Below are 17,459 nucleotides of genomic sequence, written 5' to 3'. Positions count from 1 at the left end.
ATCGGGGGACCCGATGTTTGGACGACATACGCGTTTGGCGGCTCTGAGTGCTTCGGCACTCAGCGTCCTGGTACTGGCTGGTTGTGGCGCGGGCGATGTGGACACCACAACGCCCTCGGCCCAGACCGGATCGGGTGCGGCGACTGCGCCGGATCTGATGGGGGCTCCACCGGCCCCGGACGCCGGAGCGGCGCCGGACGGTCTGCTTGGGGCCTCGGCCTCGGCACCCAAGGCCGCTCCGTCCGCCACCGTCCTCCCGCCCAGCTCCAACGCCCACCTCAAGACCTGGCGTCGCCCGGACGGCACCCTGGTCACGGCCATGCGTCCGATCGCCAATCCCAAGGAACGTCGCGCGGTTCGCTACGCCCCGCGCCCTGCCGCAGCACCGGCCAACCGCACCGCATCGTCGCCGGCTCCCGCCGCGAAGCCGGCCGCCAAGCCCACCACCATCGCCGCAGTCAAGCCGGCGACCGTCCCCGCCCCCGCGCCGGTGATCAAGGCCGCCGCACCGGCCCAGCCGGCCGCGCCGCTGGCCAAGGCTCCGACCCCGGCCATCCCGGCCGCCGTCGCGACCAAGCCGGTCACCAAGCTGGATCAGCTTCAGTCCGCCGTGGCCCCGGAAGCCACCAAGGGTGCAGTCCTGGTTGCTGGAGACAGCCTGGGCAAGGGCGAGGCGGGACAGGTCACCCTGTCCCTGCCCGCCACCCTCGGCGACCTGATCAAGGCCCAGGCCGCGAAACTCGGCCTCGGCAAGGCCGCTAAGTCCACCAGCGCCTATGCCAAGCTGGAAGGCGAAGGCTATGAGGTCACCCCGAGCGGTCAGCAGACTGCGGTGATCAAGCCCGGCGAGCCGACCAGCTTTGCCTGGCAGGTCAAGCCCGGTGCGGATGCCAAGGGCGAACTGAAGTCGGACTTCGGCGTCGAACTGAACGGCGTGAAGCCGAGCCAGGCCTTCTCCCTGGGTGAGATCGTCAAGCGGGTCGCCCCGCTGAAGGAAGAAGCCAAGGCCAAGACCAGCGGTCTGCTGGCGAAGCTCAATCTCCCGGGCCTCGACGGCAAGGTGACGTTGCCCGGCCTGGGTGCTACGCCTCTGAAGTCGGTTCTGGGCGGTGCCCTGGTTCTGCTCGCCGTGCTTATCCTGGCGATCATCTCGCGCAATGCCGCCGCCGGCCGCAAAAAGGCCGAGCAGCGCCGCAAGTTCCGCACGCTCACCGACTATGGCCGCAACGAGATGGAGGCCGATAGCGGCCCGACCACGGCCCATGTGTCCTATGTCAATCCGATGGTCGCCGCGGCCACCGGTGCGGCTGTGGCCACGGCGGTCAGCCATGCTCACGATGACCATGGCCACGACGCCCATGGCCATGATGATCACGGCCACGCCGACCATGGCCACGACGACCACGGTCATGCTGCCCCCTCGCACGACGAGCATGGTCATGACGATCACGGCCATGACGGCCACGGTCATGATGATCACGGTGCCGCCCATCACGTCGCCCATGTCGCGCCGGTCGCTGCCGCGCCGGTTTCCGGCCATGATGATCACGGCCACCATGACGATCATGCTCACCACGGCGAGCATGGCCATGACGACCACGGACACGACGACCACGGCGCGGCCCACGGTCATGACGAACACGGCCACGACAGCCATGGTCACGACGCCCATGGCCATGACGACCATGGCGCGGCCCATCACGTCGCCCATGTGGCCCCTGTCGCTGCAGCCCCCGCCGCTGCGACGCCGGTGTCCGGCCATGATGACCACGGCCATCATGACGACCATGCAGCCCATGGCGAGCACGGCCATGACGACCATGGTCATGATGATCATGCCCACGACGATCATGGCCAGGCCGCCGATCCGCATGCGGCTGCCCATCCGGATCCGCATGCCCCGGCCGCACACGTCGCCCATGTGACGCCTGTGGCCGCCGCTACCCCGGTTGCGGGTCATGATGATCATGGTCACCACGACGACCATGGCCATGACGCTCACGGCCATGAGGCTCATGGCGACGATCATGGCCACGATGACCACGGCCACGACGCCCATGCGCATGACGGTCACGCTGCGGCCGATCACGGCCACGACGCGCACCACGGCAAGCAACTGGAGCCCGCCCACCACTAGGTCGGACTTGCAACGCCGCCCGCCCTGCCGCATGAGGGGTCATGTTTGACACTCTGATCGCCCAGGCGGGCGGGCTGGAAGGCCCGTTCATGGCCTTCCTGCAAGTTCTGATGATCGACCTCGTGCTGGCCGGCGACAATGCTGTCGCAGTCGGCCTCGCGGCCGGCGGCCTGCCGCTCAAGGATCGCCGCAAGGTCATCCTCTATGGTCTGGGGGCGGCAGTCGTTCTGCGGATCGGCTTCGCCCTGATCACCACCTGGCTGCTGGGCGTCATCGGCCTGCTCCTGGCCGGCGGAGTCCTGCTCCTCTGGGTCTGTTGGAAGATGTGGCGGGAGCTGCGCGAGCAGGCCACCCACGACCAGGCCGACGCTGTCGCGTCCATCGATGACGACCCCACGACCGAGCCCCGCGCCAAGCCCGTGAAGAGCTTCAAGCAGGCCTTCATCCAGGTGCTGATCGCGGACGTTTCGATGTCACTCGACAATGTCCTGGCCGTGGCCGGGGCTGCCCGGGAACATCCCGGCATCCTGGTCTTTGGCCTGCTGCTCTCGATCATCCTGATGGGCGTCGCCGCCTCGGCCATCGCCAGCCTGCTGCAAAAGCATCGCTGGATCGGCTTCGTCGGTCTGGCCATCGTGCTCTATGTGGCCGTGCACATGATCTGGCAGGGCCACCGCAGCGTGGTCATGGATCTCAACGGGACCGGCCAATACAACGCAGCTGCGCCGGCCTTCCTCGACATCGGTCCCGAAGAACAGGCCGAACACCTCAAGCACAAGAAATAGAGCCTAGCGCCCCGGCAAGGGCGGCATGTCCAGTCGCCGGGCGTGGGCCATGTCCTGATAGAGGCGCAGGATGGCCTGGTCCCTTGCGGTATCGCGGGCGACCTCGACGACTTCATGCAGGGCGATCAGCGACCGCCGCAGGACCGCATTGCTGCGATCCAGGGCCGCCAGGGTGAAGTCGCCGTCCGGGGCGTCGGAGGCGGCTGCGGCAAAGGCTTGACCATAAACCGGCGCAGCCTCATTCAGCACGGCGCGCAGGGTGGCGTTTTCCCAGACCCTGGCCGCGAGCCCGCGCTCGGCCTCCTGCGCCGCCAGCAGCGACAGCAGGGCCACCACGGCGACCTTGCCGGCCATGAACTCACCGGCAGACTCCGGCGGCGGCGGCTCGGCGACGCACAGGAAGTTGCCGACCAGAATATCGGGCAGGCTCGGGGTCATGACAGGCCCTCCAGTCGCATGAGGCCAGCGGCCAGGATCTGATCGTGCCGGCGAGCGGTGTACCAGCCGGAAATTGCGAGGACCGGGTCCTTGAAGCCGCCGTCGCGATACTCCCGCGCCGCCGAGGTCCAGATCGCCTGACCTTTTACGGCGCTGAACAACTCCCACCAGGCCAGGGCCGCCGGATCGACCGCCAGGCCACTGGTTCGGCTCCAGATCGCCAGGGCTTCGGCGCGAGGGATCATCCCGGTGACCCGCCCCTCGTCATAATGGCCCCAGAGGGGATCGATCGCCCAGGCCAGGTCCTCCAGTGGATCTCCCAGATGGGCCATTTCCCAGTCAAGGATGGCCAGGATCCTGCCCTGGCCGTCATGCAGGAAATTGCCGGTGCGATAGTCGCCATGCACCACCCGAACAGCGGCGGCCGGCGGCGGCGGTGCCCGACGCAGACGGCGGATCGCCGCCCGCACGATCGGCTGGGGATGCTGCTCATCGGCCTCGATCACGGCGGACCAGTGATCCAGCGCCACACGCCAGCAATCTTCCGCCTCCGGGGCGATCGCCGCCCTGGCCAGGGGCAGCCCCGCCGGCTCGGTTGCTGCAATGGCTCCCAGGGCCCCGAAAAAGGCCTCCCCGATGGCCTGGGCGTGGGGGCCGTAGGGCTGGACGGTGAAGGGCGAGGCCGCCGCACCACCGTCGATGCGGGTCATGATGAAAAAGGGACGCTCCAGCTCAGCGCCTTCCGATTCCAGGACGATGGGCTTGGGCACCGGCGCGCGGTCATGGAAGGACTCGAAGGCCAGATATTCCAGGCTGCGATCGGTCTCGATCAGGCTGGCGGGCGGATCGCGCCGCAGGATCAGCGGACGGACCTGCCCGTCGACAATCGCATCAAAGCGATAGGTCTCGCGACTGGCCCCGCCCGGTATGCGGGACAGATCCCGCACGACGGTCGGTGTCGCGAAATGACGGGTCAGATAGGCTTCGAGCCGCTCGGCCAGGGTCATGGGGCAAGATCCAGGATCGACTTGAAGCCCGAAGGCGCGTGGGGGCCCAGGACCAGCTGCTCGAAGACGCCGCGCCCGATCCGGGTGCGCCCCTCGGCGTCGGTAAAGGTGACCCGGCTCAGAGCCTGGACATGGAGGTGATGGGGCATGCGCCGGTCAAGGTCGGCGGTCACGAAGTCCTCGCGCGCCACCTTCAGCGCCCCATGATTGAGGCCGTGCCCCCAGACCGGGTGGCCGTAGCCGAGACCCAGCATGTAGAACTCGGCCTGGGGCGCGATGGACAATTGCCCGCCCGCGCCCAGATCTAGGGTCGCCGCGCGGGCGTGCCGGGCCCCTGAGCGCCAGTCGATGGCGCAGACCGACTGTTCGAACTCGCCCTCCCCGTCCTCCCGGCCGCCGTCGCCCAGCCAAAGGGCCCTGCGGTTCCAGGGACGCCCGAGGTCGTCATCATTGGTATGGAAGAACAGACCGCCATCGTCGAAATTGCAGGGCGACCATAGCCAGAAGAACTGCATGGGCAGGGGCGGTGCGGCCTCCTGTGGGTCGCGCATGCCGATCGGGCGCACACCCCAGGAGCGGTCTCGCGTCCCGACATGGCCATCGACACTGGAACGGACGCCGTCGACCTCGATCCAGCCGCTATAACGGCCGTTCTGGGTCAGGCGGGTATAGTCCATGAAGGTGCGCGGGCCATTGCGCCGGATGAACCGCGGCTCCTCAATCGGAAAGGCCCGGCCCTCGAAGACGATCTCGGCGCGGATCCCCTCGTCCGGGGCTTCAACCGCCAGCTTCAGGCGTTGCAGCGGGACCTGAACCTCGATGCGAATGGGGCCGACGTTGAGGTCCATGCGCTCCATGTTCAGCCAGCGGCTGGCATGGAGATTGACTTGCCGGCCGTCCTTCATGACGCAGAAGGCGGCATCAGCGATGTTCAGATGCGGATAGATGCCGAACGCCGCAGCGAAGAACAGGTCGCTACCGTCCCCGTCGAGGGCGTAGCCGTTGAAGAAATAGCGGTCATAGAAGTTCCGATCCGTGCCGGCATAGGCCACAGGCTCCGGCGTCTGGTGAATCGGATAGTCGTCGCCCCAGGTGAGCGCCATGCCGTCCTCCCGACTGCCCGCGCCTGGCTCTCTCAGGGAGCGGCTTTACGGGCAGGTGAACAACGTTAAGGTCGCGGCCAGCGATTGCAACCGTGACGGAGCGTAAGCCGATGCCGGGCTGGACACCCAAGACTTGGACCGGCCTGGCGGCCCTGAGCGGCCTGTGCGCGGTCGCCCTGGGGGCCTTTGCCGCCCACGGGGTCGAAGCGGCCAGACCGGCGGAATGGCTGAGAACCGGAGCTCACTATCAGATCGTCCACGCCCTGGCGGTGTTCGCCGCCTTTGGCCTCAGCCGCGCAGGGGCCCGCAGCATGGGCCTGGTCGCCGGCCTGTTCCTGGCCGGAACCCTGATCTTCTCGGGCTCCCTCTATGCCATGGCCCTGGGCGCGCCCCGGCTGCTGGGGGCCATAACACCGCTGGGCGGCCTGGCCTTCCTGGCGGGATGGGCCCTGCTGGCCTGGCGCGCCTTCCGTCTGCCGGAGTCCGACTAGCCCGCGGACCTTCAGACCCGGCCGGTCGCCAGGGTCTTGGCGAGGGTCACGATCAGGCCCTGGGTCGAGACCGGCTTGACGATCTGGCCGTCGAAGACATCGTCGACCGCCAGGGTCGAGGCATCGGCTGAAAAAGCCAGGATCGGCGTTCTGGCGTTGCGCCCCCCCTGGCGGATCCGGACGGCGGCCGAGCGGCCATCGACCCTGGGCATGCGCAGGTCCATCAGGATCACGTCGAAGGGGGCCTCACTGGCGCTCGAGATAGCCTCGTCGCCGTCGGCCGCATCGGTCATCTGGGCACCAAAGGGACCCAGAATGGCCCGGACCAGTTCACGATTGGCGCGGTTGTCATCGACGATCAGGACCCGGCAGCTGTCGGGCAGGAACAGGCTCTGCTCGCTGTCATAGCCCTCGACCTCCTCCGCATCGACTTCCGGGGCGGGGATCTCGAACCAGAACCGCGACCCTTCGCCTTCGCGGCTGTCGACACCGATCTGGCCGCCCATGGCCTCGGCCAGGCCCTTGCAGATGGCCAGTCCCAGACCCGTCCCGCCATGCTTGCGGGTCAGGGAGCCATCGACCTGGGAAAATCTCTGAAACAGCTCGCCCACCCGGTCGGCCGGCATGCCGGGCCCGGTGTCGATGACCGAGAAGCCAAGGCGCTCGCGGAGCGGGTCAAAGCTCCCAACGACCTCGATCCCGCCCTGGTCGGTGAACTTCACGGCATTGCCGATCAGATTGAGCAAGATCTGTCTGAGCCTGTCGGGATCCACCAGCACACGCTCGGGCGTCCGGTCGAGGCCAGAAAGGGTCAGGACGAGGTCCTTGTTGCGGGCCTGGGCCTCGAAGAGCTCCATGGCCTCACGGGCCAGTTCCGCCGGCGAAATGGGGCGTGGCTTGATGTCAACCTGACCGGCCTCGAGCTTGGAGAAGTCCAGGATGTCGTTGACGGTCGCGCGCAGGGCCTTGCCCGCATTCGAGACCCTATCGACATAGGCCCGCGTCATCTCGCTGAGTTCCGGCTGGGCCTCGACCAGCTGGGTGAATCCGAGAACCGCCGTCAGCGGCGTCCGCAGTTCGTGGCTCATATTGGCCAGGAACTCGCCCTTCACGGTGGCCGCCGCCTCGGCATCGGTTCGGGCCTGACGCAACTCCTGTTCCAGGCGCTTGCGATGGGTGATGTCCCGGATGATGTCGGTGACCCCGTCGATCCTGCCCGTGGCCGGATCCAGCACCAGGGTTGGGCGAGCCTCGAACCAGATCTCTCGCCCGTCCTTGTGTCGGGATCGATACTCGACCCGTTCGGGCTGGGCTGTCCCGCGACTCTCAATCTGGGCGCGGACGGCCTGCTGGACGGAGGCAACATCGTCCGGGTGAATGAAATCGAGCGTGCTTCGCCCGATCAGTTCCTCGGGCCGGTAGCCCAGACGAAGCTCCACCGACGGCGACACATAGGTGAACCGGCCGTCCAGGCCGGAGTGGGCGAGAACGTCGCTGCCATTTTCGGCCAGCATCCGGAAGCGGGCTTCACTTTCCACGATGGCACGATCGGCCGCTCTCTGGAGGGTGACATCCTTCAGGACGCCGAAGATGGTGACAGGCTGGCCATCAGCATTGCGCTCAACCACCATGTTGCCGGTCAGATAACGGATTTCGCTGGTCGGGCGTATGATCCGGGTCAGGATCGTCGTGCTGGATGACCTTGACTCGAGAAGCGCCAAATACTGGTTCTGGGCCTCGGTGCGATCATCCGGATAGATCGACTCCAGCCACCGGCCACCAGAAACCGAGGTGCCGTGCTCGACGCCGAAGATCACGTACATCTGTTCTGACCAGGTGATCGCATCGGTGGCCAGATCATGTCGCCAATAGCCGACGCCGGCGAGGGTTTCGGCCATTTCCGCCCATTGCTTCTGCTCCTGGGCCACATCGCGCAGGCGACGCCTCTGGGCATTGATCGTTGCTAGAGGCAGGGCGGCAAAGACCGCCACGACCAGAAAGATCTGCAGAAGCAGCGACCGTTCGGCAGGTGCCTGGGCAAACTGCGCGATGGGTCCAAGGCCCAGGGCCGTGAAGCCGATCGACAAAAGGGTAAGGATCACAATGCCCGCCGCCGCGCCGAGCAATTCCATCTCCAGAGCCACAAAGGCCAGCACCGGTGGAATGACAAACAGCAAGGGATAGCGGGGTCGGGTGAAAACCAGCAGGACGGTGAGGACCAGCACCACCAGCGCGATCACCCCATTGCGGGTGATCGGCCGCTCGGCCAGCAAGGCCCGCGCCTGCCGGGTGGCGAGCAGGCAGGGCGTCAGGAGCATCAGGCCCAGGGCGTTGGCCAGGCCCCAATTGATCAGGGTATGTCCGGGATCGACGGCGCGGCCCATAAAGAGGACCGTGGCAGCGACCAGACCTGAGGCCAAGGGCGCGACAAGGCCGCAGATCAGGGCGATCCAGGTCAGGTCACGCGGCCGACTGACATCCAGGTCGCGGCCTAGCTGATGGCGCAGGACCGTGGCCGCCAGCAGATATTCCAGGCCGTTGGCGGCGCTCAGTCCCAGCACCACGGGAATCTGGCCGCCGGCATGCAGGCTGGCGGCGATGTTTCCCGCCAGGGCAAAGGCGATCAACAGGGGCCATCGCTGTCGATCCGTGCGGAGCAACACTGTCAGCACGACCGCATTGGCCAGCCAGAGCGGCGCGATCTGCTTCAGATCACGGGGAAGCTCGATACAGACATAGGCCAGCAAGGCCACCAACACACCGAGGACGGCGGCAGCAGCGACTTGAAGGGCCAGCGGATTCCAAGTCGGGCGGGATGGCATTCGAACCATTATGAATCACACTGACACCTCCCACTAAAGCACTGTTTGATGCCGGGAGTTCTATCTCAGTCGTTTGGCGATGGTGTTCCGGCCAGGAGGGCTGCGCTTGTGCCCAGGGCCAGGTCAGTCCATCGACAATTGGCCCAGAACCGGCGACGGGCTATGTCCAGGCCTTCAACGCCGTGCTGGCGTAGACCCTCTGGTCCCAGCGAGTTTCGAAATGCGCCTGCTTGCCGCCTTGGCCCTGTGCCTGATCGCCGTACTGCCGGCTTCAGCCGCCGAGCGCTTCGATGAAGCGCCACGCATTGCGGTGATGTCCGCCTTCCCGCCCGAGCTGAAGGCCCTGGCCTCGGCCACCCAGAACCAAAAGCGCTATACGGCGGCAGGCGTCACCTTCGTGACGGGCGAACTGGAGGGCAAGCCTGTCGTGCTGTTCCTCAGCGGCGTCAGCATGGTCAATGCCGCCATGACCACCCAGTTGGCCCTGGACCGCTTCAACATCAGCCGCATCGTCTTTTCGGGGATCGCCGGCGGGGTCGACGAGAGCCTCGACATCGGTGACGTGATCGTCGCCGACCAGTGGAGCCAGAACCTGGAGACGGCCTTTGCCCGAGAGACCGAGAGCGGCTTCCAGCTCTCGGCGTCCATGCGCAATGACGACCTGCCGGCCTTCGGCATGATGATCCCCCGCTCGATCATGATTGCCCGCGGTGACGCGCCGCCCGAACGGCGTCGCTGGTTCCCGGTCGACAAGACCATGCTGGAAACGGCACGCGCGATCGCCCCGACCGCGCCACTGTCCCGCTGCGTGGCCAGCCAATGCCTGGTCCATGCCCCCAAGGTTGTAGTCGGTGGCAACGGCATCTCTGCCCCGGTCTTCCTCGACAATGCCGCCTACCGCAAATATGCCCGCGCGACCTTTCAGGCCCGGGTCGTCGACATGGAGAGCGCCGCCGTCGCCCATGTCGCCTATGCCAATGGCGCGCCCTTCATCGCCTTCCGGAGCCTGTCGGACCTGGCGGGCGGCGGCGATGAGGCCAACGAGATGCACACCTTCCTGCAGCTGGCCTCAGACAATTCGGCCAGCGTCGTAAAGGCCTTCGTCAAGGCCTTGCCGAACTAGCGGGTACCGAAGGTCCGGTCGCCTGCATCGCCGAGACCGGGGACGATATAGCCATGGTCATTGAGTTCGGGATCGATGGCCGCCGTCCAGATCGGCACGTCTGGGTGGGCGGCGCTCAGATTGTCGATGCCGGTCTGGGCTGACAGCAGACAGACAAACCGCAGGTCGGTGACTCCGGCTGCCTTCAGCCGCGAAATGGCGGCAATGGCCGAATGGCCGGTGGCCAGCATCGGGTCAACGACGATGACCTGACGGCCGGCGATGTCCTGGGGGGCCTTGAAGTAGTACTCGACCGCCTCCAGCGACTCCGGATCGCGATAGAGGCCGACATGGGCGACCCGGGCCGAGGGCACCAGGTCCAGCATGCCCTCTGCCATGCCGAGACCGGCCCGCAGGATCGGCGCGAAGACCAGCTTCTTGCCGGCGATTTCGCGCGCCGTGGTCGGTGCCACCGGGGTCTCGATCTGCACCTCGTCCAACGGCAGGTCGCGGGTCACCTCATAGCAGATCAGGGTCGCCGTCTCGCGCATCAGGGCACGGAAGGTCTTGGTCGAGGTTGTCCTGTCCCGCATCCGCGTCAGCTTGTGCTGCACCAGCGGATGGCTGACGATCGTGACTGTGGACATGGCATGACCTTGCTGTGAGCGGCTCAGGACCCAAGGATCTTGAGCCTCCCGTCACCCGATAGCCGTTTCAGGCGGACCTGCAAACGTCGCGCGGAGGCCTGGAGCTCAGGTCAGTTGATCCCCGATCGGCAGTGAGCGGATGCGCTTGCCCGTGGCCGCGAAGATCGCATTGCACAGGGCGGCCGGAGCCGGCGGATAGGCCGGCTCGCCCAGACCGGTGGGCCGGTTGTCGCTGAGCTTGAAATGCACCTCGATCGGCGGGGCCTCGGTCATGCGCAGCAGGGGATGGTCGGCATAGTTGCCCTGGACCGTGGCACCGCCTTCGAAGGTGATCGCCTGGTGCAGGGTGCTGCCGATGGCATCGAGGATCGAGCCCTGGACCTGCTGCTCGGCCCCGCCCGGATTGACGATCTGCGAGCCCACATCGACCGCCGCCCAGACCTTCTTGATCTTCAGTTCCCCGCCCTTGGCGACAGAAACCTCCATGACCACAGCCACATAGCCCAGATGGCTGTAGTGGCAGGATATGCCGAGGCCGGTCCCCTTGGCCGTCTTGCGGCCCCAGCCGGACTCTTCGGCGACAAGATCCAGCACACCACGCATGCGGCCGGTGTGGAAGGCGTCGCCCTGCCCGGCTTCGCCCAGCAGGCGCGGCTCGCCCAGCAGCTTGCGACGGAAGGCGACGGGATCCTGCCTGGACGCAACCGCCAGTTCGTCGATGAAACTCTGGATCACGAAACCGAAGGCATTGTTGGCCGGTGCCCGCAGAAACCCTGTCGGGACGCCCAGGGGCATGACCGAGACATCGAGCCGATAATTGGCCACCGCGCGGCAGGGAAACTGGGTGGCATTCATGCCGGCGGCCGTGGCGAACTGCTCGCCCTCGCCAAAGGTCACGAAATGGTCCCGCCAGCCGACCAGATCGCCCTTGGCGTCGAGGCCTGCGGTGAAGTTGTGCCAGCCGCCCGGCCGGTAGAAGTCATGCTGGGTGTCGTCTTCGCGGGTCCAGACCAGCTTGACCGGGGCCCCGGCCTTTTTCGAGATCACGGCGGCCTCGACCATGTAGTCGTTCATCAGCCGCCGGCCAAAGCCCCCGCCGATGCGGATCAGATGGATCGTGATGTCGGCTTCGGTAATCCCGAGCGCCGCGGCCACCAGCTTGCGTCCGCTCTCCGGGTTCTGGGTCGGAGCCCAGATCTCGACCTTGCCGTCCTTGAAACTGGCCGTGCAGTTCTGCGGCTCAAGGCTGGCATGGGCGATGAAGGGATAGCTGTAGGCGGCGCTGACCACCTTGGCTGCGCCCTTGAAGGCCGCTTCCGTATCGCCGTCCGCCCGCAGGGTGCGGTGGGGCGGGGCCTTGGCCAGCTCGGCGGCCCTGGCGGCGAAGCCGGCACTGCTCTGACCGGCAGTCGGGTGATCGGCCCACTTGATGTCGAGCGCACTTCGCCCCTTGCGGGCCGCCCACCAGCTGTCTGCAAGCACGGCCACCCCGGGCATCAGGCTCTGCAGGTTGGTCCCGCCCTCGACCACAAAGGCGTCCCGGACGCCGGCGACGGCGCGGGCCGGGGCCAGGTCGACACTGGCCACCCTGGCCCCGAAGGTCGGAGCCTTGGCGAAGGTCGCGTACAACATGCCGGGCAGACGGGTATCGATGCCATACAGGGGCTGACCCGTCGTGATGCGATCGAGGTCCCGGCCCGGATGGCGCTGGCCGATGATCCGGAAGGTCTTGGGATCTTTCAGGACCAGCGTCTTGGGATCCGGCGGTGTCAGGGCCGCCGCAGCTTCGGCGAGCGCGCCATAGGCCAGGCGGCGACCGCTGGGGGTGTGGAGCACTGCGCCCGGCTCGGTGGAACAGGCCTCGGCAGGCACGCCCCAGCGGGTGGCCGCAGCGGCGATCAGCATCGCCCGACCGGCAGCGCCCACGCGGCGCAGGCCGTCATACTCCAGGGTCGTGGCCATGCTGCCGCCGGCCACCTGGCGGCCGAACACCTTGGTGTCGGCAATGGCCTGTTCGACCGTGACGGCCGACCAGTCAACGTCGAGCTCTTCAGCGATCAGCATCGGCAGGGAGGTCTTGATCCCCTGCCCCACTTCCGGAACCTTGGAGACGATCGTCACGCCACCGTCCGGCGCGATCCGGACATAGGCGCTCAAGGGGCTGGCCCCACTGGCCTGGCTGGCGGGTGTCAGGCTGAACGAGAGCATCAGGCCGCCGCCGAGCGCTGCCCCGGTTTGCAGGACCAGCCGGCGGGTAGGATCGCGGAGCGTTTCGCCGTCCATGATCAAACTCCCTGGCCGGAGGCGGCCCGGATGGCGGCCTTGATACGGATATAGGTGGCGCAGCGGCAGAGATTGCCATTCATCGCCGCGTCGATGGCCGCATCGTCGGGCTTGGGGTTGGCCGTCAGCAGGGCCGTCGCCGACATGATCTGGCCTGCCTGGCAGTAGCCGCACTGCGGAACATCGATGGCCTTCCAGGCCTCCTGAACCCGCGCCCCGACCGGGTCCTTGCCGACCCCTTCGATCGTCACGACCGCCTTGTCGCCCACCCGGCGGACAGGCGTCATGCAGGCCCGGACCGGCGTGCCGTCGAGATGCACGGTGCAGGCTCCGCACTGGGCAGCGCCGCAGCCGAACTTGGTTCCGACCAGACCCAGGCTGTCGCGCAGGACCCACAGGAGCGGCGTATCGCCTTCGACCTCGACCTCACGGGTTTCCCCATTGATCGTCAGTTTGAACGCCATGCCCGGCTCCCGATCGTTTCCTTGTGGCTAGACCATGCCTCAGTCGCCGGCGAAGGACGAGAGCCCTGTTGCCCACAAGACGCCAACAGCTGCAAAAAGACTTCCGACGCCATTGCCGTGCCACAAACCGGGCAATAATCCGATCACGGATTATGATTCTTTGAGGCCTGCCCCGGCCCTGGATCGGGGTTTCACAGGCTGGCCTGTTCCGGCCTATGTCTCCGATAGCCCGACCTGGCAGCAGGCGACCGCTGACAGCGCTTTTCTGGCGCTGTTTCAGGATGCGGCCTCGACGACTCACCCCGGTACGCGCGCTATAGGCGTGCACGCGTGCCGCCTGTTGGAATGCGAGCCTTGGACGCTGGGAAACGTGACGGATAAGCCGGTCAAGCAAGCTGAGAAAAAGCGCCGTCAGGTCGCAGCTCTGCCCTGGCGCGGCTCGGGTGCGGACCTGCAGATCCTGCTGGTCTCTTCGCGCGAAACCAAGCGCTGGGTGATCCCCAAGGGCTGGCCGATGAAGGAGCGCAGTGATCCGGCCGCCGCGGCCCAGGAAGCCTTTGAGGAAGCCGGGCTGGATGGCGTAATCGCTGAGCAGCCGCTTGGTGAGTACGAATATCTCAAGCGCCTGAAGAGCGGCGCGGCCCGCAAGGTCAAGGTCGATGTCTATGCGCTCGAGGTGACAGGCGAGCATGCCACCTGGCCCGAGAAGGGCCAGCGCACCCTGCAATGGATGTCGCCGGTCGAGGCCGCGCTTGGCGTGCAGGAACCCGAACTGCGGGACCTGATCGTCGGCTTTGCCGGCGTCGAACTGCCGACCGAGGAGCGTCCTGCGCCGGCCCGCGCCCCGACCCCGGTCAAGGTGGCCTGGAACCGCCTGCGCCGCCGGGTGACCGCCCTTTGGGGTCGCGCCCGGCGCTAGGCTTCTGGGGTGGACAACCGGGCGCGCCACGCATAATGTTCTCATTATGTTCCGGCGCGAGGTTCCATGCAGCTCTCCCTAGGCCTGTCCCGATCGCCCCTCGAATCCGTCCGCGACGCTCTGCTCTGCGAATTTGGTCCCCAGCGGCCCGTGGCCCGGATGGATCCGATCTCGCAACTGGTGAAGGCCTCGATCAGCGGTGCAACCCCTGACGCGACCTCCTGGGCCGCCTTCCTTCGGTTGCGCGGTAGCTTCACCTGCTGGGAGGACCTGGCCCAGGCCTCAGAGGGTGAGGTGCTCGACGCCCTCGGCGAGGTCAATCATGCCGAAGACAAGGCACGTCACCTGCCCCACGCCCTGAGGCTGATCCAGCAAAAGGTCGGCTGGCTGTCGCTCAACCATCTTTCCGGCCGCACCGTCGACGAGGCGCGTTGGGAGCTGCAGAGCCTGCCGGGGGTCGGGATCAAGGTTGCCGCCAGCGTGCTCAATTTCAGCACCCTGGCCATGCGCGCGCTCGTGGTCGACGCCCATGTCCACCGGGTGGCGAAAAGGATCGGGCTGGTCGGGCCCGGCGACGCCACGGAGACCTATCAGGCACTGATGCGGATGGCCCCCGGAACCTGGACCGCCGACGATCTGTTCGAGGTGCACTGGCTGTTGAAGCGCGGCCTGGGCCAGATGCTCTGTCCGGATGAGCGGCCGAAGTGCGGGTCATGTTCCGTGAAGACGATATGCGCCAAGGTTGGGGTGGGGCATTCAGCGGATGTGCTGGTTTGGCGGCCTCGCACAACGGCCTAGCAACAGGCTTCGACCTGTTCGGCTTGTAAGCGCCTGCCTCTCAATGAGATCGGAGGCGGGCAGACTGAACCCAACTGCGGAGGGCCTGAGAACGCTCATCGGTCTTTCTCAGGCTGGCGTAGATCTCCAGTCTAAGCCTGAACGGTGGGGGCAAGGGGTAGAAGCGAATGCCTTCCCGCCCCGAAAGGGAAACGGACTCCTGGACGATAGCCGCTCCTACTCCGCCTCGTACGAGCTCCAGTACAGTCGCCAAATTGGAGGCTTCGATCCGAATGTCGGGTTCGAACCCGGCGGCGCGACAGGCGTCGAGTACATTCATTCGCCATGTGTTCCTCTCGTCCAAAGGGGGCGCAATGAAAGGCATGTCAGCTAGGTCAACTGCAGCAGGTCCCCTGATCGACTGACGCCAGCAGCTGGGAACAGCAAGGACAAATGGCTCCTCGATCAACCTGTATGTGGTCAGCAACTCAGGAGCCCTTGCTGGCACCGAGTGGGTCAGCGCAAGATCGATCCGTCCGTCGTCTAACATCTCCAACTGCGCTGCTGAACGTAGGGACCTGAGCTCAACCCGCAGGGCAGGCGAACTGACGCTCAGATCGTGGAGGAGTCTGGTGACCAGGCCGGCATGGACGGCAGCGTCCACGTACCCGACCCTGAGCGGCCCCACCTGGCCGACCGCTAGCGCTGCAGCTGCGGCTTCACATCGATTGCTCGCCTCCAGAAGCGCCTTCGCCTGGACGAGGAATTTGCGCCCGTCGCTTGTAAGCCGCACGCGCTGCTTCACCCGGTCGAACAACTTCAGCTGCAGCCGATCCTCCAGATCCTGGATCTGCCGGCTAAGCGGGGACTGAGTGATGTTCAACGCCACCGAGGCACGGCTGATGCTCTCCAGCTCCGCCACGATCACGAAATAGCTCAACTGCTTCAGGTCCAACATTTTATGCCTTTTGGGACTGAACATTGTCCAAATTAGCATTTTTCAGGTCTGATCCGACTTGGCAAACTCGTCGACATGCCAAACGCCATTTCTGGATTTGGCATTCCGGCAGGCTGGCGTCGCAGAAACGCTCGCTGCGCCTATTCCGAAAGCAGGACGAGCACACATGGCCCTCACAAAATTCGGCTTCATCGTCACCGGCGCGGGTCTGGAGCCTGCTCAGCATCGGTTGGTCATGCGGTCCGGCGCATTTGAGATGATCACCATTGGCGTCGAAAAGGCGTCCCAGGGTCCGGTAGCCGCAAAGCGACTGGTTGCCGAGGGCATTCAACTCCTTGAACTGTGTGGTGGCTTTGGGCCGATCTGGACCGCGAAGGTGATTGAAGCCATCGACGGCAAGATCCCCGTTGGCTCCGTTGCCTATGGCCCAGAGTCCATCGACGCCATGCATGCACTCTTCAAGGACTAGAGGTGGCAGACGGAGCGGATGGAGGAGATTCGGACGCCCTGCCTGCGGCGGACGGCAGAAAACCTCAGCGCCCCGATGCCAGCGCCGTGAACGTCCTCGTGCCGATGCCGTAGCTCCGCCAGTCCTTGTAGTCGAAGTGCCACCATTCCTCGGGCAGGACCTCAAAGCCTTCGGCGGCCATGGCCTCGCGCAGGATCTGCCGACGGGCCCGCTGGGCTGTCGTGCCGCCCACGAAATCGGCATAGGAGCGCGCCGACATCTCGTCATACCGTCCCGGCATCTCGACGACCTTGCCGGTCTTCAGATCATAAAGGGTCAGGTCCACCGCGCAGCCGCGGTTGTGACGTGAGCCCTTGGCGGGATCGGCCACGAAGCTGTGGCTCTCGGCCGGCGTGGCCTCCCAGAACATCCAGGTGACGAACCAGGGACGGTAGGCGTCATGGATCAGCAGGCCATAGCCCTTGGTCGCCAAGGCCCTGTGCACCCGTCCCAAGGCCTCGGCGGCCGGACGCTGCAGATAGGCCGCCGGACGCTCATAGAGCTTCAGGCCCATGAAATTGTTGCGGCCGGCATAGCGGATATCAAAACGGATGGTCGGATCGAGGCCGGCCAGGTCCACAAGGTCGGCGGGGCGATGGTCGGCGGTCTCAACGGGCGGTGTCGCGGCCAAGGCGCGGGTCCGCAGGGTCACCGGATCGGCGCGAACGCCCCGGCGGATGCCGGCCTCGACCTGGGCCCCGAAGTCCCGGCGGGGCAGAAAAGCACCGTCGAGCTGCAAGGCCCGCTTGCGGACGACCAGTTCGCCGCCGCCCTCGACCCTGAACCGCCCCGGCGCAACCGGATCGAGACGGGCAGCGACGCGTCCGGCCCGGTCAAGGAACAGTGCCCCATCCCGCTCGAACAGGGTCACCGGCGCAGAGACGTCGCCATACTGGCCCACCGGCTTCAGGTCGGGTGCCCGCGGAGCGGTGACCCCGGCGGTCGAAACCGCCAGGGCCAGGGCAAGGGCAGCGAGAAGGGCTGAGGGCCTGAACAGCATGTCTTGTCTCCCTGCCCT

16 protein-coding genes are annotated in these 17,459 nt (G+C 66.3%); 7 read left to right on the top strand and 9 right to left on the bottom strand.

Annotated elements, in window-relative coordinates:
• Window positions 1-13 precede the first annotated feature (13 nt).
• Both stpX and AQ619_RS06160 read left to right on the top strand, forming a co-directional pair.
• Window positions 14-2,137: a stalk-specific protein StpX gene (gene stpX / locus AQ619_RS19245; protein WP_062145514.1), complete on the top strand. Its 2,124-nt coding sequence runs from the start codon at window positions 14-16 to the stop codon at window positions 2,135-2,137.
• A gap of 41 nt (window positions 2,138-2,178) precedes the next feature.
• Window positions 2,179-2,922 carry a TerC family protein gene (locus tag AQ619_RS06160; RefSeq protein ID WP_062145512.1) on the top strand — a complete coding sequence of 248 codons (744 nt, stop codon included), beginning with the start codon at window positions 2,179-2,181 and terminating at the stop codon, window positions 2,920-2,922.
• Between the two features lie 3 nt (window positions 2,923-2,925).
• Here the strand turns inward: AQ619_RS06160 and AQ619_RS06155 are convergent, their stop codons facing one another.
• Genes AQ619_RS06155 through AQ619_RS06145 form a run of 3 tightly spaced genes read right to left on the bottom strand, consistent with a single transcriptional unit; the run spans window position 2,926 to window position 5,470 of the window.
• Window positions 2,926-3,360: a hypothetical protein gene (locus AQ619_RS06155; RefSeq protein WP_062145510.1), complete on the bottom strand. Its 435-nt coding sequence runs from the start codon at window positions 3,358-3,360 to the stop codon at window positions 2,926-2,928.
• Window positions 3,357-4,367 (bottom strand): phosphotransferase family protein, encoded by a 1,011-nt coding sequence (locus tag AQ619_RS06150; protein ID WP_062145508.1) that lies wholly within the window; start codon window positions 4,365-4,367, stop codon window positions 3,357-3,359. The genes AQ619_RS06155 and AQ619_RS06150 overlap by 4 nt, the downstream gene beginning before the upstream one ends.
• Window positions 4,364-5,470 carry an Rv3169 family protein gene (locus AQ619_RS06145; RefSeq protein WP_062145506.1) on the bottom strand — a complete coding sequence of 369 codons (1,107 nt, stop codon included), beginning with the start codon at window positions 5,468-5,470 and terminating at the stop codon, window positions 4,364-4,366. The genes AQ619_RS06150 and AQ619_RS06145 overlap by 4 nt, the downstream gene beginning before the upstream one ends.
• A gap of 110 nt (window positions 5,471-5,580) precedes the next feature.
• Here AQ619_RS06145 and AQ619_RS06140 point away from each other — a divergent pair, with 110 nt between their 5' ends.
• A complete protein-coding gene (locus AQ619_RS06140; protein WP_062145504.1) occupies window positions 5,581-5,961 on the top strand; it encodes a DUF423 domain-containing protein in 381 nt (126 codons plus the stop codon).
• Window positions 5,962-5,972: 11 nt separating this feature from the next.
• Here the strand turns inward: AQ619_RS06140 and AQ619_RS06135 are convergent, their stop codons facing one another.
• A complete protein-coding gene (locus AQ619_RS06135) occupies window positions 5,973-8,783 on the bottom strand; it encodes a PAS domain S-box protein (protein ID WP_062145502.1) in 2,811 nt (936 codons plus the stop codon).
• Between the two features lie 220 nt (window positions 8,784-9,003).
• On the opposite strand from AQ619_RS06135, the gene AQ619_RS06130 reads away from it, so the two are divergent.
• A complete protein-coding gene (locus AQ619_RS06130; RefSeq protein ID WP_062145499.1) occupies window positions 9,004-9,906 on the top strand; it encodes a 5'-methylthioadenosine/S-adenosylhomocysteine nucleosidase in 903 nt (300 codons plus the stop codon).
• Here the strand turns inward: AQ619_RS06130 and upp are convergent.
• The 3 genes from upp to AQ619_RS06115 form a co-directional block, all read right to left on the bottom strand.
• Window positions 9,903-10,532, bottom strand: coding sequence for a uracil phosphoribosyltransferase (upp, locus tag AQ619_RS06125; RefSeq protein WP_062145497.1), 630 nt, complete (start codon window positions 10,530-10,532; stop codon window positions 9,903-9,905). The genes AQ619_RS06130 and upp overlap by 4 nt on opposite strands.
• 105 nt (window positions 10,533-10,637) lie before the next feature.
• A complete protein-coding gene (locus AQ619_RS06120; RefSeq protein ID WP_062145495.1) occupies window positions 10,638-12,815 on the bottom strand; it encodes a xanthine dehydrogenase family protein molybdopterin-binding subunit in 2,178 nt (725 codons plus the stop codon).
• Window positions 12,816-12,817: 2 nt separating this feature from the next.
• A complete protein-coding gene (locus AQ619_RS06115; protein WP_062145493.1) occupies window positions 12,818-13,279 on the bottom strand; it encodes a (2Fe-2S)-binding protein in 462 nt (153 codons plus the stop codon).
• A gap of 370 nt (window positions 13,280-13,649) precedes the next feature.
• Here AQ619_RS06115 and AQ619_RS19335 point away from each other — a divergent pair, with 370 nt between their 5' ends.
• Both AQ619_RS19335 and AQ619_RS06105 read left to right on the top strand, forming a co-directional pair.
• The gene (locus AQ619_RS19335) at window positions 13,650-14,198 is read left to right on the top strand and encodes an NUDIX hydrolase (protein ID WP_378109292.1); all 549 of its coding nucleotides are present in this window, start codon (window positions 13,650-13,652) and stop codon (window positions 14,196-14,198) included.
• Between the two features lie 66 nt (window positions 14,199-14,264).
• On the top strand, window positions 14,265-14,996 hold the full coding sequence (locus tag AQ619_RS06105) for an endonuclease III domain-containing protein (protein ID WP_062145491.1): 732 nt from the start codon (window positions 14,265-14,267) through the stop codon (window positions 14,994-14,996).
• Between the two features lie 40 nt (window positions 14,997-15,036).
• Here the strand turns inward: AQ619_RS06105 and AQ619_RS06100 are convergent, their stop codons facing one another.
• Window positions 15,037-15,933, bottom strand: a complete 897-nt coding sequence (locus AQ619_RS06100) for a LysR family transcriptional regulator (protein ID WP_062145489.1) — start codon at window positions 15,931-15,933, stop codon at window positions 15,037-15,039.
• Between the two features lie 166 nt (window positions 15,934-16,099).
• Here AQ619_RS06100 and AQ619_RS06095 point away from each other — a divergent pair, with 166 nt between their 5' ends.
• On the top strand, window positions 16,100-16,402 hold the full coding sequence (locus AQ619_RS06095; protein WP_062145487.1) for a DUF6506 family protein: 303 nt from the start codon (window positions 16,100-16,102) through the stop codon (window positions 16,400-16,402).
• Between the two features lie 64 nt (window positions 16,403-16,466).
• Here the strand turns inward: AQ619_RS06095 and AQ619_RS06090 are convergent, their stop codons facing one another.
• On the bottom strand, window positions 16,467-17,441 hold the full coding sequence (locus tag AQ619_RS06090; RefSeq protein ID WP_084745787.1) for a M15 family metallopeptidase: 975 nt from the start codon (window positions 17,439-17,441) through the stop codon (window positions 16,467-16,469).
• Window positions 17,442-17,459: the final 18 nt, after the last annotated feature.

The sequence above is a fragment of the Caulobacter henricii genome (genome assembly GCF_001414055.1).
Lineage (GTDB): Bacteria > Pseudomonadota > Alphaproteobacteria > Caulobacterales > Caulobacteraceae > Caulobacter > Caulobacter henricii.
This window is presented reverse-complemented; position numbering and strand designations above follow the sequence as displayed.

Coding starts and splice junctions, on each gene's coding strand:
- stpX (WP_062145514.1), top strand. CDS start 14: ATGTTTGGACGACATACGCGTTTGGCGGCTCTGAGTGCTTCGGCACTC.
- AQ619_RS06160 (WP_062145512.1), top strand. CDS start 2,179: ATGTTTGACACTCTGATCGCCCAGGCGGGCGGGCTGGAAGGCCCGTTC.
- AQ619_RS06155 (WP_062145510.1), bottom strand. CDS start 3,360: ATGACCCCGAGCCTGCCCGATATTCTGGTCGGCAACTTCCTGTGCGTC.
- AQ619_RS06150 (WP_062145508.1), bottom strand. CDS start 4,367: ATGACCCTGGCCGAGCGGCTCGAAGCCTATCTGACCCGTCATTTCGCG.
- AQ619_RS06145 (WP_062145506.1), bottom strand. CDS start 5,470: ATGGCGCTCACCTGGGGCGACGACTATCCGATTCACCAGACGCCGGAG.
- AQ619_RS06140 (WP_062145504.1), top strand. CDS start 5,581: ATGCCGGGCTGGACACCCAAGACTTGGACCGGCCTGGCGGCCCTGAGC.
- AQ619_RS06135 (WP_062145502.1), bottom strand. CDS start 8,783: ATGCCATCCCGCCCGACTTGGAATCCGCTGGCCCTTCAAGTCGCTGCT.
- AQ619_RS06130 (WP_062145499.1), top strand. CDS start 9,004: ATGCGCCTGCTTGCCGCCTTGGCCCTGTGCCTGATCGCCGTACTGCCG.
- upp (WP_062145497.1), bottom strand. CDS start 10,532: ATGTCCACAGTCACGATCGTCAGCCATCCGCTGGTGCAGCACAAGCTG.
- AQ619_RS06120 (WP_062145495.1), bottom strand. CDS start 12,815: ATGGACGGCGAAACGCTCCGCGATCCTACCCGCCGGCTGGTCCTGCAA.
- AQ619_RS06115 (WP_062145493.1), bottom strand. CDS start 13,279: ATGGCGTTCAAACTGACGATCAATGGGGAAACCCGTGAGGTCGAGGTC.
- AQ619_RS06105 (WP_062145491.1), top strand. CDS start 14,265: ATGCAGCTCTCCCTAGGCCTGTCCCGATCGCCCCTCGAATCCGTCCGC.
- AQ619_RS06100 (WP_062145489.1), bottom strand. CDS start 15,933: ATGTTGGACCTGAAGCAGTTGAGCTATTTCGTGATCGTGGCGGAGCTG.
- AQ619_RS06095 (WP_062145487.1), top strand. CDS start 16,100: ATGGCCCTCACAAAATTCGGCTTCATCGTCACCGGCGCGGGTCTGGAG.
- AQ619_RS06090 (WP_084745787.1), bottom strand. CDS start 17,441: ATGCTGTTCAGGCCCTCAGCCCTTCTCGCTGCCCTTGCCCTGGCCCTG.